General features: G+C 65.4%; 15 protein-coding genes, 1 pseudogene and 1 riboswitch. Of the genes and pseudogenes, 9 read left to right on the forward strand and 7 right to left on the reverse strand.

Going from position 1 to position 14,017, the window contains the following annotated elements:
* Positions 1-117 precede the first annotated feature (117 nt).
* A riboswitch (cobalamin riboswitch) is annotated at positions 118-346 on the reverse strand.
* Between the two features lie 288 nt (positions 347-634).
* A pseudogene (locus ACCD06_RS19780) lies at positions 635-955 on the reverse strand (DUF2149 domain-containing protein); the annotation flags it as partial.
* Between ACCD06_RS19780 and ACCD06_RS19785 the strand changes: the two are divergent.
* The 4 genes from ACCD06_RS19785 to ACCD06_RS19800 all read left to right on the forward strand — a co-directional run bounded on the left by ACCD06_RS19785 (position 926) and on the right by ACCD06_RS19800 (position 4,305).
* Entirely contained in the window at positions 926-1,567 is a 642-nt protein-coding gene (locus ACCD06_RS19785) for a DUF1826 domain-containing protein (RefSeq protein ID WP_413342907.1), read from the forward strand. The pseudogene ACCD06_RS19780 and the gene ACCD06_RS19785 sit on opposite strands and share 30 nt — an antisense overlap.
* A gap of 125 nt (positions 1,568-1,692) precedes the next feature.
* Positions 1,693-2,463, forward strand: a complete 771-nt coding sequence (locus tag ACCD06_RS19790; RefSeq protein WP_413342874.1) for a metal ABC transporter ATP-binding protein — start codon at positions 1,693-1,695, stop codon at positions 2,461-2,463.
* Positions 2,460-3,344 carry a metal ABC transporter permease gene (locus ACCD06_RS19795; RefSeq protein ID WP_413342876.1) on the forward strand — a complete coding sequence of 295 codons (885 nt, stop codon included), beginning with the start codon at positions 2,460-2,462 and terminating at the stop codon, positions 3,342-3,344. The genes ACCD06_RS19790 and ACCD06_RS19795 overlap by 4 nt, the downstream gene beginning before the upstream one ends.
* 31 nt (positions 3,345-3,375) lie before the next feature.
* Positions 3,376-4,305, forward strand: a complete 930-nt coding sequence (locus ACCD06_RS19800) for a metal ABC transporter substrate-binding protein (protein WP_413342878.1) — start codon at positions 3,376-3,378, stop codon at positions 4,303-4,305.
* Positions 4,306-4,354: 49 nt separating this feature from the next.
* Here the strand turns inward: ACCD06_RS19800 and ACCD06_RS19805 are convergent, their stop codons facing one another.
* Positions 4,355-4,657, reverse strand: coding sequence for a hypothetical protein (locus ACCD06_RS19805; RefSeq protein WP_413342880.1), 303 nt, complete (start codon positions 4,655-4,657; stop codon positions 4,355-4,357).
* Positions 4,654-4,878 (reverse strand): hypothetical protein, encoded by a 225-nt coding sequence (locus ACCD06_RS19810; protein ID WP_413342882.1) that lies wholly within the window; start codon positions 4,876-4,878, stop codon positions 4,654-4,656. Before ACCD06_RS19810 ends, ACCD06_RS19805 begins: the two co-directional genes overlap by 4 nt.
* Before the next feature lie 137 nt (positions 4,879-5,015).
* Between ACCD06_RS19810 and ACCD06_RS19815 the strand changes: the two genes are divergently transcribed.
* From ACCD06_RS19815 to ACCD06_RS19825, 3 genes are read left to right on the forward strand one after another with little or no spacing between them, the layout of a single operon-like run.
* Complete coding sequence (locus ACCD06_RS19815) at positions 5,016-5,324, forward strand: hypothetical protein (RefSeq protein ID WP_413342884.1); 309 nt, start codon at positions 5,016-5,018, stop codon at positions 5,322-5,324.
* Positions 5,321-5,908 (forward strand): DUF1007 family protein, encoded by a 588-nt coding sequence (locus ACCD06_RS19820; RefSeq protein ID WP_413342886.1) that lies wholly within the window; start codon positions 5,321-5,323, stop codon positions 5,906-5,908. The genes ACCD06_RS19815 and ACCD06_RS19820 overlap by 4 nt, the downstream gene beginning before the upstream one ends.
* A 5-nt stretch (positions 5,909-5,913) precedes the next feature.
* Entirely contained in the window at positions 5,914-6,738 is an 825-nt protein-coding gene (locus ACCD06_RS19825) for a nickel/cobalt transporter (RefSeq protein WP_413342887.1), read from the forward strand.
* Between the two features lie 450 nt (positions 6,739-7,188).
* On the opposite strand, the gene ACCD06_RS19830 is transcribed toward ACCD06_RS19825, so the two are convergent.
* Positions 7,189-7,605, reverse strand: a complete 417-nt coding sequence (locus tag ACCD06_RS19830; RefSeq protein ID WP_413342889.1) for an energy transducer TonB — start codon at positions 7,603-7,605, stop codon at positions 7,189-7,191.
* Positions 7,606-8,116: 511 nt separating this feature from the next.
* Positions 8,117-10,483: a TonB-dependent receptor gene (locus ACCD06_RS19835; RefSeq protein ID WP_413342891.1), complete on the reverse strand. Its 2,367-nt coding sequence runs from the start codon at positions 10,481-10,483 to the stop codon at positions 8,117-8,119.
* 226 nt (positions 10,484-10,709) lie between these two features.
* Between ACCD06_RS19835 and ACCD06_RS19840 the strand changes: the two genes are divergently transcribed.
* Positions 10,710-12,140, forward strand: a complete 1,431-nt coding sequence (locus ACCD06_RS19840; protein WP_413342893.1) for a histidine kinase — start codon at positions 10,710-10,712, stop codon at positions 12,138-12,140.
* 4 nt (positions 12,141-12,144) lie between these two features.
* On the forward strand, positions 12,145-12,765 hold the full coding sequence (locus ACCD06_RS19845; RefSeq protein WP_413342895.1) for a response regulator transcription factor: 621 nt from the start codon (positions 12,145-12,147) through the stop codon (positions 12,763-12,765).
* A gap of 151 nt (positions 12,766-12,916) precedes the next feature.
* Here ACCD06_RS19845 and ACCD06_RS19850 read toward each other — a convergent pair whose 3' ends face one another.
* Positions 12,917-13,276 carry a hypothetical protein gene (locus ACCD06_RS19850; protein WP_413342897.1) on the reverse strand — a complete coding sequence of 120 codons (360 nt, stop codon included), beginning with the start codon at positions 13,274-13,276 and terminating at the stop codon, positions 12,917-12,919.
* 191 nt (positions 13,277-13,467) lie between these two features.
* On the reverse strand, positions 13,468-13,713 hold the full coding sequence (locus ACCD06_RS19855; RefSeq protein ID WP_413342899.1) for a hypothetical protein: 246 nt from the start codon (positions 13,711-13,713) through the stop codon (positions 13,468-13,470).
* Positions 13,714-14,017 lie beyond the last annotated feature (304 nt).

Consider the following 14,017-nt stretch of genomic DNA (forward strand, 5'->3'; position numbering starts at 1 on the left):
CATTCAGCTGCGACAGGCTTCAGGGAGGATGAACCGTCCCGGAATTCGGCCGCGGCAACGCCAATGGACGCGTCACCACGACGGGTTTCCGCACCTTCGACACACCCCGATCGAAGGCAGAGTGACGCTGTCGGAGGCAGGTCTCCTGGCTCGCGGGTCGTCATCCGGCACCGCCTTCCCGACCGGGATCAAAGGATCTCCGGTCAGTGGCTTTTTGGCGCCGACTCGCCGCTCACAGTTGCGGGGACAGCCACGGCTTGCATCAGGCTTGGACGCCTGTCGCTTCCGTCGTTCCCTTTTAATCTCCCAGCTTGCGCTTGGGAGAACCGCCGACAATGCCTGTGGTGATAGAGGCAGGCCGCAGGCCTGTCAACCGCGGACAGCGTTCGGGAAATGTGGACCCATCAATTATCGAAAAGCGGCTGGGCACCGACAGAACCGATAGGCGAGCACGACTGGACCTTCGAGTGCCGACCGTACAAACGAATTGACGGCAGCGCTCTCCGGCCCAGGAAGATCGGCCGACGGAATGTAAATCGCCGGAAACGGGAGCGCTGCCAAATAGACTGGCCCGCGTGCAAAGCCGCTTGTTCCACGGGTTAAGGCGTGGAGGGGCACCTGTTTCGGGCACATGGATCATGCGGCCGTCCGGCAGCCGGTAGGTTGTTCCGGCGCGCACGCCTCTTCCCTCCCCCATGCTGCCAGTGGATTCGTAGCGGGTGAGTTCCTGGCCATCCTTATGGTGATGTGTTTTCGGCGAACAGGTTTGCATTGTTCGATGGAAGCCGCCCCCCACAAGGCCTTTGAGACCGGGTGGAGCAAGGGCGCACTTGCAATATATGTTATGGTATAACATTACTGTGCCATTGCCGTTTTCCGCCGAGGCCGCATGCAAAGCCTTCCTAATTCTCTGGCCCCCGTCACCATGCGGCCGTCCGCCGGTCCGACGGGACATGGCCAGCTTGCCCGGTGCCGTACTGCCAACGCCTTGTCGGTCATCCGGCGCTCCGACGTGAATATGGCTGTCTGGCGCCGCCGGTTGCCGGCCGGGATCTCCGGACAGTGCGCCCAACTCGCGGAACAGGACTGGCCCTCCTTCCAGCTCGCGACGACAGCGGATGAGGTGACCGCCGATCTGGCCGCCGCACTGCCGTCACGCTGGAACGCTGGACCGCTGTTCGACGATATCGTCCATCTGGTGACGGTCTATGCGGACATTGTCGGATGCCCCGCGGTCCGGCTCCGCCTGGACAGCCTGTCCGGTAACGGCTGCCGGTTCTTCCATGTCGATTATGTCGGCCTCCGCCTGCTCTGCACCTACCGGGGTGCCGGCACGCAGTGGCTGCCCAATGGGGCGGTCACTCGCTCGGCGCTGGGCCGTGGCGACAATGATGCTGTGCTGTCCGATCCGCGCCGCGTCCAGGCGCTCCGTGTCGGCCATGTCGCCCTGCTGAAGGGAGAATCATGGCCCGGCAACCGCGAGCGCGGTCTCGTCCACCGCTCGCCGCCGGCCGACCCGGCCGGTGCGCGCCGCCTGCTGCTCTGCCTGGACCATGATGATCACTGACCGCCCCCGCTCGCCGTTGGCTGCTTCCGCACTGAGCCGGATCGCCGCGGCCGCTCTCCTGTGTGCCCTTCTGTGGCTGACTGTCGCCTGGGCGCTGGATTGGCCATTGGATTGGACGATCTGACATGACATCGCCCCTTCCCGACGCGATGGCGGATCCGCTCGTCCGCCTGACCGACCTCACTCTGGGATACCGGCGGCATCCGGCGGTCCACCACCTGACCGGCGGCTTCCGGGACGGTTCGCTCACCGCCGTGGTCGGCCCGAACGGCGCCGGCAAGAGTACGCTGCTCAAGGCAATCGTCGGCGCGCTGCGCCCCCTCGACGGCCGGGTGACGCTGCACGGGCTGACCGCCGCCGACATCGCCTATCTGCCGCAGCAGGCCGAGATCGAACGCGATTTTCCCATCGATGTGCTCGACACCGTCCTGCTCGGACATTGGCGGCGGGTCGGTCTGTTCCGCTCCATCGGGCCTGCCCTGAAGCGGCAGGCCGAGGAGGCTTTGGCCGCTGTCGGCCTGTCCGGCTTCGAGCGACGTCCCATCGCCGCCCTGTCGGCCGGCCAGTTCCAGCGCGTGCTGTTCGCCCGCCTGCTGCTGCAGGACGCCCGCCTGATCCTGCTCGACGAGCCCTTCACCGCCATCGACGCCAGGACGACCGCCGATCTGCTCGAGGTCGTACGGCGCTGGCATGGCGAGCGGCGCACCGTGGTCGCCGTGCTGCACGACATGGAGCAGGTCCGCAGCCATTTCCCCGACACGCTTCTGCTGGCCCGCGAGCCGATCGCCTGGGGTCGCACCGCCGATGCGCTGGCTCCGGCGAACCTCCTCCGCGCCCGCGCGATGGCGGAATCCTGGGACGACAAGGCCGCACTCTGCCAAAGGTCCGCACCATGACCCTCTACGACTTCGCCGCCGCCCCCTTTCTGGAGTTCGGCTTCATGCGGCGGGCGCTCGCCGCCTGCCTGGCGCTGTCGCTCGGATGCGGCCCGGTCGGGGTCCTGCTGGTGTTGCGGCGGATGAGCCTGATGGGCGACGCCATGTCCCATGCCGTGCTGCCCGGCGCCGCCATCGGCTTCCTCGCCGCCGGCCTGTCCTTGTGGGCGATGAGCATCGGCGGCTTTCTCGCCGGGCTGGCGGTCGCGCTGCTCGCAGGGCTGGTGTCGCGGGTGACCGCCTTGCGCGAGGACGCCAGCTTCGCCGCCTTCTATCTGATCTCGCTGGCCGGCGGGGTGCTGATCGTCTCGCTGCGCGGCAGCAACGTCGACCTGATGCATGTGCTGTTCGGCACCATCCTGGCGGTGGACGATGCAGGGCTGCTGATGGTCGCCGGCATCGCCACCGTCACGCTGCTGACGCTGGCCCTGCTCTATCGCCCGCTCGTCGTGGAATGCTTCGATCCCGGATTCCTGCGCGCGGTCGGCGGCACTGGGGGGCGGCTGGGGGCGCTGTGCCACCTCGCCTTCCTGGTGCTGGTGGTGCTCAACCTCGTCGGCGGCTTCCAGGCGCTGGGCACGCTGATGGCGGTGGGGCTGATGATGCTGCCGGCCGCCTCGGCGCGCTTTTGGGCCGAGGGCATCGCCACGCTGGCGCTGACCGCCATGGCGCTCGCCTTCACGTCCGGTATCGGCGGGCTGCTGCTGTCCTTCCACCTCAACCTGCCGTCCGGACCGTCCATCGTGCTGGTGGCCGGGGCCGGTTACCTGCTGTCGCTGGTGCTGGGGCCGGTCGGCAGCCTGCGGACCCGCTGGTTCCCCGGCCGGCATCTGGAGGCCTGATGTCCGTGCCTTCTTCCAAGGAGACTTCCCGATGAAACGTTCATTCGCCGCATCCCTGGCGATGGCGATGGCGCTGTTCGCGCTTCCCGCCCTGGCCGAACCGGTGAAGGTGGTCGCCACCTTCACAATTCTCGGCGACATGGTCCGCCAGATCGGCGGCGACGAGGTCGCGGTGACGACGCTGGTCGGCCCCGACGGCGACGCCCATGTCTATGAACCGACCCCCGCCGATGCCCGCGCGCTCGGCGCCGCCAACCTTGTCGTCGTCAACGGCCTGGGCATGGAGGGCTGGATCGACCGGCTGGTCAAGGCGTCTGGCTACAAGGGTCCGGTCACCGTCACCAGCACCGGTGTCAAGCCCATCGCCGGCGAGGAGGAGCATGACGAGGCCGGCCATGAGGACCACGATCACGGCCACGATCACGGCGCCTTCGATCCGCATGCCTGGCAGTCGGTCGCCAACGCCAGGATCTATGCCGACAACATCCTGAAGGGTCTCGTCGCCGCCGCTCCCGACAAGGCCGCCAACCTGCGCGCCAACCACGCCGCGTTCAAAGCGAAGCTCGACGCGGTGGAGTCGGAGATCAAGGCGGCGCTGAAGCCGATCCCGCGCAAGGACCGCAAGATCGTCACCTCGCACGACGCTTTCGGCTATTACGGCAAGGCCTACGGCGTCACCTTCCTCGCCCCTGTCGGCATGTCGACCGAATCCGAGGCGGCGGCCGGCGACATCGCCAAGCTGATCCGCCAGATCAAGAAGGAAAAAATCAAGGCGGTCTTCGTCGAGAACATCGCCGATCCGCGCCTGCTGGAGCAGATCACGCGGGAGACCAGCGCGCGCATCGGCGGGCGGGTCTATTCCGATGCACTTTCGGCGGCGGACGGCCCGGCGGCGACCTACATCGACATGATGCGCCACAATCTGGCCCAGTTCACCAAGGCGCTGACGCCTGCCTCCTGATAGCGTGGCGGGACGGGGCGAGCATTGACCTCGTCCTGTCCCGCCTCCGTCAACCGCAGGAACGGCGCGCGCAGGCGCGTTCCACCACAAGGCTCTTCAAGGGGCGCGGCACACGGGTCCGTTCGATCCATGTCATCGAAAGCCCGGCGAGACGGCATTCGGCCACCAGTTCGCGGCCATTCTCGTAACGGTGCTGGTCGAGCATCGGCCACCCGTCCAGCATCTGGTAATCCAAGGGACGGTCGAGCCGGAAATCGTTGAATCCCTGGAAGAATTTCGGATGCAGCACCACCGGCTTGGCCTGACGCCAGGAGCGTGCACCATGGATGCGGTTGTTGGTGATTCCGCTCATTGCAGCGCCTTCGACGCAGGCCGGCCCTGCACCTCGCGGACAAGCTCTTCGAGAAGACGTCCCGTGCGTGCCGGCCCATGCAGGACGGCGAAGCGGTCCACCGCCTCGATCATCATCGCCCAAGCCACAGCACGCTCGGGCACATCCTTCTGATTCCACAGGCCCCTCACCAGAACCAGTGCATCCGCCAAGTCCGTAAGCCCTTGATCGGTCCCGCTCAATCCCGGCCTCCATCGTCACCTATCAGACACGTTATGATATAACATATCTTATACCCGATGCGACTGGTCTTGCGGCCCTTTCCGCTCTGTCGTAACGTTTGCCCACGGGTCGAAACCTTGTGAGTGGAGAGCGGAGCATGGATGACGTATCGCGTTTTCCAGTGCGGCGCCGAGGCGTGTTGGGTGGCTTTGCGGCGGCCGGTGCCTGGCTTCTGTCGGGAACCGCGGCTCAAGCGCTGATGCCCCAGCCCGGATCGGATTACGGCGCCATCTTGGATAAGGCCTGCGGTGCCTCTCTCGATCACAAGCGCCAGATCGCGGAGTTGGAGCGGACGCTGGGCCTGAGCCTGCCCGATGAACGCCTGATCGGTGTGCTGCAACGGATCGCCTGCCCGATCTGCGGTTGCCCGCTGATGCCTCCGATGAACGGAGCTTCCTCCTTTTGATCGCAGCACGTCGGTTCGTCATCGCCCTGACATTGGCCACCGGCCTGACGGCTGCAGCTGACGGTGCCTCGGCACATCCTCACGTCTTCATCGAGGTCGGCTTCGGCCTGCAATTCACCGACCGCGCGCTTGAGGCGATTGACGTCACTTGGCGGTTCGATGAGTTCTACAGCCAGGCGATGCTTCCCGATTATATGAAGAAGGGCGAAAAGCAACTGTCGCCCCGCGGCGTGAAGGGGCTGTACGATGATGTCTTTCGTGCACTGGGCGATTATCGATTCTATACCGATGTAAGCATCGACGGAATCATGATGGTTCCAGTGAAAGCAACGGGCTTCATGGCGCGTGTCGACCATGGTGCGCTGGTCTTCACCTTCCTGATTCCACTGCCCAAACCGATGACTGCCGGCAAGCTCGACCTGCTCGGCTTCGATCCCGAATATTTCATCGAATATACGCTGGCTGGTCCGGCAGAGGTGCGGGGGAAGCCACCCCGCTACAGCTGCAAGACTCGGGGGTTTCGGCGTGACACCGAAATCACCGGCCCTATCGACGTCGCCGGCCTGTCCTGTACCATTGGATGACGTGCATGAGGTTTCGTTTCCTGGCCGCGCTGCTCATAGGATGGCTGGCGGCAAGCGCCCCCGTCCTTGCCAGTCCCCTGGCAGGGGGGCGAAGCGCCCTTCCCGAAGAGAGCGCCCTGTCCGTCGGGGGACTCCCCGAACCGTTGCGCGGAGTGCTGCAGAGCCTCAACGCCGTGCAGACTGACCTGAACCAGCGGATGGCGGCACAACTCAGGGACATCAGGGACCAGGGATCCGTCGCGGCCGGCGTCTGGCTATGTCTGATCGCCTTCGCTTACGGTGTGCTGCATGCAGTTGGCCCTGGGCACGGAAAGCTGGTCGTCACGTCCTATTTCCTGACGCGGCGGGCCCGATTGGTTCGGGGCGTTCTGCTGGCGTCGACAGCGGCGCTGACTCAGGCACTGGCCGCCATCCTGCTCGTCGGGGTTCCAGTGCTGCTGCTCAACCTCACCCGCGCCGACGCATTGGCAGGGGTCCGTTATCTTGAACTTGGCAGTTACCTTCTGATGACCGGGATCGGCATGCTGCTGCTGGTCCATGCGTTGCGTGGAGAGGCCGGCTGCACGCACGATCATTCTTCCATGCCCTGCCTTCACCATGGGCGCGGCCTTGTCGGGCTGAGGCGGGAGGAAGCCGGTTTTACGCTGATGAGCCTTGCGGTCGGTGCCCGTCCCTGTTCGGGCGCGGTGCTCGTGCTGCTGTTCGCGTTGGCCAACGACATCGTGCCGGCCGGGCTTCTGGCGGTGCTGGCGATGGCCGTAGGCGTTGCGCTAACCACCTCGCTTTCCAGCCTGATCGGCATCGGAGCACATCATTGGCTGGACCGGTAGTTGCTCGAGCACCCGCAAGCCTTGGTCGCGGCACATCGCGGGATGGCACTGATGGGCGCCGCCCTGATTACTCTGGTAGGAGCATTGTTGTCCTTGAGTAGCCTGAACATAGGATAAACGCTATTGGCGTTTCGTGTATTGCATGTCGACAATTTTTTAATGCCAGCGGAACGGCAAGATATCGACATGTCGCCAAGTGCATCATGAAAGTCGAGTTTGAAACAGAACGCCACCTTTACATCACCGTTCTTTTTTAACTCAAGGTCCTGACCGTCATGATCAACATGGGGATGGGCCATGTCCCAGCAGGTGGTTTCAGACCACCGCCAGCCCCCGCTGAACTCCGCTCTCGCGCTGATTAGCGCACCAAAGTCACAGACAACGCCCGTGGTGACAAAGGCCCTGCGCTGACACGACAACCGCCGGAACCGACCGCGGGATGCGGACCCGTCAGTTCAGCGAAAAGCGGATCGGCACGGACAGGTCCATGTGGCCGTTCGGCCCGGCACCGGGTGGCGGCGGCAACGGAGAGGCCCGATACACCAGGGCGCATGCTTCCGTATCGAGCAGGTCGTGACCGGAACCGCCGGTCACGGTGCAGGCCGTGACCGTGCCGTCGCGGGCAACCGTGAAATGGACCTGCGCCGTTCCCTCTTCACGCCGCACACGAGCCAGGCGCGGATAGGTCTTGGCCCGTTCGAGACGCCCGTTGACGGTCGCGGCGTAGTCGGCTGGAACGCCGGACGATGTGGATGGGGGTGTGGCTGGCGCGGAGCGCGGCGCACCCGCCGCCGCGGGGGACGGTGCCGCGGCAGGAGACAGCGTGCCTGCCGCCGTCGGTTTCGGAGCCGCGGCCACCGCCGGCATCCGTGGCTTCCGCGACGGCGCCGGCACTGTCGAAGGACGAGGCGCCGAAGGACCGGCGATATCGGGCTCCGGCGCCGGTGGAGCAGCGATCGGCGGTTCCGGTAACGGCACGGCCGAAGGCGATGGCTCCGGTGCCGGTGGAGGTGCCGGCACGCCCGCGACCGGCTCCGGCGACTCTGGATCGGGCGGAGACAACGGCGATGGGAGTTCCGGGGGCGCCGGCTCGAGCATCGCGGGCGACGGTTCGGGGGCCGGTGCGGAGGCGCCGGCAGCGGGTTCGGACGCATCCGCCGTCGCCGGCTCTTCCATCACCAGATCGACGGCGATGACGTTGGGACCGCCCGCCGGCTTGGCGCCGGGACTTGCCCCGGGGATCAGGAGCCATGCGGCCATGACGGCGTGGAGGAGCGTCGAGGCGGCGGTGGCCGCGACGATGCAGCCCTCCCCCATCCGTGGCGCGCCCTGCCCAACACCATGGCCCGTGCCCGGTTTCGCCGCCGCGGACACGGGTTCAGAAGGTTACCCGCAGGCCGCCATAAGCGGCGCGCGGCGGGGCGGCGCTGATGAAGCGCGGGTCGGTGGCGCCCGGCGCCTCCGTCAGGGGGATCTCACGCACGCCTCCAAAGGTGCCGAACGTCGCGTAATGCGCGTTGGTGACGTTCTGCACCAGCGCGAAGAGCTGGATGTTGTCGGTCAGCTGATAGCTGGTGTTGGCGTCGAGCGTGGCATAGCCGGGCACCTTGCCCACCGACCCCGACGGATCGCCGGTGTAGGTCTGGCCGGAATAGGCGGTCAGCGCGCCGCCCACCGTCCAGGCGTCCGTCACGTTGTAGTTGCCCCCGAGCTTGAAGCGATGGGCCGGAACGCCGGGCAGCCTATCGCCGGAATGGGCGGTGACGGTACCGGTCGTCCGATTGCGGTTGGGGTTGTCCGGGCTGTTCAGCACCAGATCGCTCTGGAAGGTCGCCTCGATATAGGCGTACTGGGCGTAGACCGACCAACCCTTGCCGGCCAGCTTCGTCCCCGCCTCGATCCCTTGGCGGCGGGTATCGCCAGCATTCACGAAATAGCCGCGCCCGCGCACTCCCGAGGCCACGTTCAGGATATCGTTGCTGAGATCAGTGCGGAACAACCCGGCGTTCCAGGAGACATGCAGGCCGTCGAGAGCCGGCGCGTCGCTTCCGCGCAGCCCGGCCTCCCAGGTACGGCCGACCACCTGCTTCAGCGGCGGGTCCGACAGGAAGAAATTGGTCAGCGTGCAGGGCCGGCTCGGGTCGGCGCAGGATAGTTCCGCCGCGGTCGGCACACGGTTGCTCTCCGAATAGCCGAGATAGCTGCTCAGCCCCTTGTCCAGCGTGTAGGTGACGCCCGCCGCCGGATTGAAGCGGGTGTAGGTGTTGGTGCCATTGAGCGCGCTGCCCAGCTTGTCCTCGGTGGAAATGCGCGCGATGTTCAGCCGGCCGCCAGCGGTCAGGGCGAGTGCGTCCGTCAGGTTGAAGGTGTCCGACAGGTAGGCGCCGACATAGGTGTTGGTGGCACGGATGGACACCGGGGCGATCTCCCCGTCCGGCTGCGCGATGATGATGCCGGCTGGGTCCACGGTGCGATCGGTGGTCAGGGTGCCAAGCTCCGAATTGGCGTTGAAGCGGGTCACGCCATAGTCCAGGCTGGTCCCCACCACCAGGAAGTTGCGGTGGCCGAACAGCGGCTCCTGGAGCGTGCCCTGGAGCGTGCCGCCGCCAGAGGTCGTCTGGGTGCTGGTCCGGTTCAGCACACCGCCGCGCGTATCGTTCAGGAAGTCGGCGATCGGCTTGCCGGTGCTGTCGTAGAGGATCGGGCCAGTGTCGTTCAGGCAGAGCCGGCCGGTGCGCAGCCCGGTCGGTTCGCCGGTGCGATCGTCGATCCGGTCACGGTTGCGGTCGGTGACCGTGCAGCTTTCGGCGTCCACCGTGTCACCGTTCAGCGTCTTGCGCTCGTAATGGCGCAGATAGGCGGTGCCCTGGAATGACAGCGTGTCGGTGGCCTGGAAGTCGGCTCGGACTGTCGGCATGACGAGCCGGTTGCGGGTGTTGTCCGGATAGGTGAAGACGTGCGAGCGCGCCGCCTCGACCAGTTGGATCGGCGCCGGGCCGTTGCCGGTCAGGCTGTTGTCGGCGGCGGTCAGGTTGATGTTCAGCTGCCCGCGGCTGCCGCGCACCCCGATGTCGCCGTAAATCTGGCGCAAGGTGGAGGGAGAATGCTGGCGCCAGCCATCCTCGTGCAGAAGTTGGCCGGCGACGTAGCCGGCGACGTTACCGACCTGCCGGCCATATTCGAAACTGCCCTGGACGCGACCGAAGGAGCCGCCCTGAAGAACCAGCTGCCCACCCTGGCTGGTGAATCCGTCCTTCATCCGGATGTTGAGGGCGCCGCCCAGCGCGTTGAGCCCGAAGGCCGGGGTGTTCGACACGACATCCATGTCGTCGACGGCGATGTCGGGTAACAGGTCGAGATTGACGGTGTCGCCGAACATCTCGTTGACGCGGACGCCGTTCTGGTAGATGGCCAACCCCTGTGCGTTCCCCACCAGGGGTGAGGCGGTGAAGCCGCGGAACTGGAGATCCGGCTGGAACGGGTTGTTCTGCGCCGCGTTCAGGTTCACGGCAGGAACCCGGCGTTCCAGGGTTCCGGTCACATCGGCAGCGCCGCGCTCCGACAGGTCACCCTTGGTCAGTCCAGTCAGGTTGGCCGGAACCGTGTCGGCCTCGATCCCGGGCCCGACCAGCGGGGTGGTCGTCACGTTCACTGGCGCCAGCGTCACCGGCTCCGCCGCCACCGCAAGACCGATCCCCAGAGAGCAGGAGCCGATAACCCAGGCTCCCAACGCATAGCGTCGCATGTTTCCCCCGAATACTTGGTATTTTGATTATTTGATGCGCCAATCCTCCCAACCGCCAATTGCACATTGGAGGCACGAAACGTTTCCCGTTTGCTGCTTGTTTCTTCCCGGTCCGGAACCGGGAAGATTCGGCAACGACCAAATCTCACAGTTCCAAAGGTCAATGGCCCATTGACCATCTCCGTCCTATGATGGCCGCCGGGAGGGGTTCGCAGATGCTGGTAGCATGTCCCTGAAGTGGCGCCTGACCGCCTTGTTCGCCCTGTTCCTGCTGCTGTTCGTCGGGGCGGGCGGCAGTGTCATCGTTGCCGATGCGCGCGAGCGCGTTCACGCCGAGATGGAATCTGTCCTCGACCTTGCCGGGGTGCTGATCGGCCAGTCAGTGGCCACGGGCGCGTCAAACCTTGGGAACCGTCCGGCGGGGGAACACATCGCCGCCCTGTCGGCCCTGCTGGTTCCCGCCCGCAAGCTGCGCCACGTCCAGATCCGGCTGCTCGACCGCTCCGGTGCAGTGATCGGCGAGACGGGCGCCTCGGAGGCTCGCGACGACGTTCCTGGTTGGTTCGCCGCCCTGATCGGCGCCCAGCCGCGGCTCCGGCGCATCGACCTCCCGCCATCGGACGGCGAGGCTGCCGCCTATGCCGTGATCGCCGAACCTTGGGACGAGGTGGCGGAGGCGTGGGAAACCCTGCGCGACCTCGGGCTCTGCGCCGCCGTCCTGTCGGCAGGTCTTCTCCTTCTGCTGTCCCTGGCGGTGGGCCGGGCGCTCGCCCCGCTACGCCTGTTCCAGCGCGAGCTGGCCCGCATGGAGCATGGTGACTTCGGCGTTCGGCTGGTCCAGGTCAGCGTGCCGGACCTGACGCCGATCGCGGCGGGCATCCGCGCATTGGGTGACAGCCTTGCCTCCACCCGGACCGAGAATCAGCGCCTTGCCGCCCAACTGGTGGAGGTCGAGGATCGGGAGCGGCGTGAACTGGCCCGCGATATCCACGACGAGCTGGGGCCATCCCTGTTCGCCCTGAAGATCGATGCCCACGAGCTGCTCAAGCTGGCGCGCAATCCGGCAGCGGCACAACCGGACCAGATCGACGAGCAGGGCGAGGCGGTGATGGCGTCCATCGAGACCATCCATCAGCTGAGCCGCCGCGTGCTCGGCCGCTTGCGCCCGGCGGTGCTCGACCACCTGCCGCTCAGCGTCGTGCTGCGCGACGAGCTTGACCGCTGGCGACGCCAGAAGCCGGACATCGCGTGGCGGCTCGACCTGCATGGTTCGCTGGACGACCTCAGCGACCCGATCCGCCTGACGGTCTATCGGGTGATCCAAGAGGGCATCATGAACGCCGTCCGGCACGCCGGGCCTCGGGCAATCGCGGTTTCGGCGGAGCGCCGTGCCGAGGCCGGGGCAGAATGCGTGGTGGTGTCCGTGTGCGACGACGGGCACGGCGGCGGCGTACAAGGCGGTGCCGGGGCATTGCCCATCGGCGGCTTCGGCATTCCCGGAATGACGGAGCGCGTCCACGCTCTGGCAGGCAGCCTAACCGTCCGCCCGTCCGAAGGCGGCGGCACCACCGTCCGCGCCATCATCCCCACCGCGGCATCCCCCGGTTGTGACCGGTCGTTTGCCGTCCGGCCTGAGACCGCCTATGGAAAGCAGTGACCCAATGAAATCGGTCCTCATCGTGGACGATCATCGGATCGTCATTGCCGGCTGCCGACGCCTGCTGAGCAAGGGCGGCGATTACGAGCTGTTCGAGGCGACGACCGCCGACGAAGCATTCATTCGCTTCGCCGAGCGGCAACCGGACATGGTCATCCTTGATCTCGGCCTGCCGGGGATGGGTGGGCTGGAGGTGTTGCGCAGGCTCCTGACGGAGGATCCGCACTGCCGGGTGCTGATCTTCAGCATGTACGACGACCCCATCCTGGTGGCGCGGGCGCTTCAGGCCGGGGCGAAAGGCTACCTGACCAAGAACGACGCGCCCGAGGAGTTGATCGTGGCGATCGAAGCAGTGCTGGCCGGCGAGGTCTATCTCAGCCACTCCATGGCACGGGAGTTGGCGGTGATGACCCACAGGCCGGGCCGGCGTCCGGACTTGACGCCGCGGGAACTCGATGTGCTGCGCCTGCTCGGGCAGGGCTTGGCTCTGGGGGAAATCGCTGAGCGTCTCGGTATCAGCTACAAGACGGTGGCAAACACCTGTACCCAGATGAAAGACAAGCTCAGTCTGAAGAACACACGCGAACTGATCCGCTACGCCGTCGAACAGCACCTTGCCCTCTGATCAAAGCGGACCTCGATGGAGAGCAATGCGCAATCGGGCAGCGCAGCCAAACGATGCGTTGCGCAGGGCGTGCCTTTTTGGCTGTTCCTTGTTTGACCCTGCGCTCGCTTTCCATTTTGGTTCTTGGGTGCTGATCAGGTGAAGAGGACAACTATTTGCGTGAGCATTTCTTCACGTCGTCTTCGCTGATCGAAAACGCATAGGCGTCCGTCCCCGACAGGGTGACGTTGCGCAGGACGCATTTCCGGCCCTTCTTGTCCTTCATGCTGACATCCCACGTGCCGGGCTTGACATCACTGAGCTTCAGCCGCTCGTCGGCCTCAACCGTCTTGTCTTTGTCGTTCAGCGTCTGGTTCTTGCCCCATTTGTTCGTGCCGGGTTCGGCCAACTTCAACTCCGTGATGGTTTCACTGGTCAGGTTCCAGAACTTCAACGTCTGAGCTGTCTGAGCGTGTGCGGCCGTGGTCAGTGATCCGGCGCATAGAATGAATATTACGCTGTATCGCTTCATGGCGTTTCCTCCCTTGGCTTGGACCAGCACTCTCAGTTTGATCCTTCGTCAAGGGGGCGCGAAATAGGACATTGGAATTAGCCGATCACGCGAAAATACTTCATATTCTACGAGGCTCCGCCCGGAAGTGGCGCAAATCAGGGCTTGAGTGGCAATGAGATAGAAGGCTCGTTTTCGCGTGATCTGCCAGATCAGGTGTCGCTCTGTCGCCGACGGAACAGTTTTTCGGTAACGTTGTTGCACCAACGGTCACGGGTGCGCAGGTAGCGTCGCGCCACCTCGGTGGACTTGTGGCGGGTCTGGCGCATGATGTCGTGCAACTGGGCCTCCTGCTCGGCTGCCGCGGTGGCGAGGCCGGCGCGCAGGCTATGGCCGGAGAAGCGCGCCGGCTCGGGCAGCCCGGCCCTGGAGGCGCACTCCTTCACCAGCTGCTCCACTGCTTTATGATCGCTCGTACAATGTTGCCATATCACGCTGGGAGTGGTCGGTTCGGTTCGAACGTCAGCCTCTTCAGCGACGCTACTGCAATGGGTACGTCCCTCTCGGGTTGAAAGCTCTTCTGAAAGTGGATGGCAAGCGCGCCCCCGCGTGAGGCCAGCATGCCCCAACCGAAGAGTTTGCCTCACCTGGAGGTGCGGGAGACGTTCGAGCCTAACCCAGACCATCCACGCAAGAGTGCGCAAGAGCCATCGGACCAGGGCAAGATCAGTATAGACGTCCTATATTTCCGAGCTTCACATA

It is taken from the genome of Azospirillum sp. CT11-132, assembly GCF_047302835.1.
Taxonomy (GTDB): Bacteria; Pseudomonadota; Alphaproteobacteria; order Azospirillales; family Azospirillaceae; genus Azospirillum.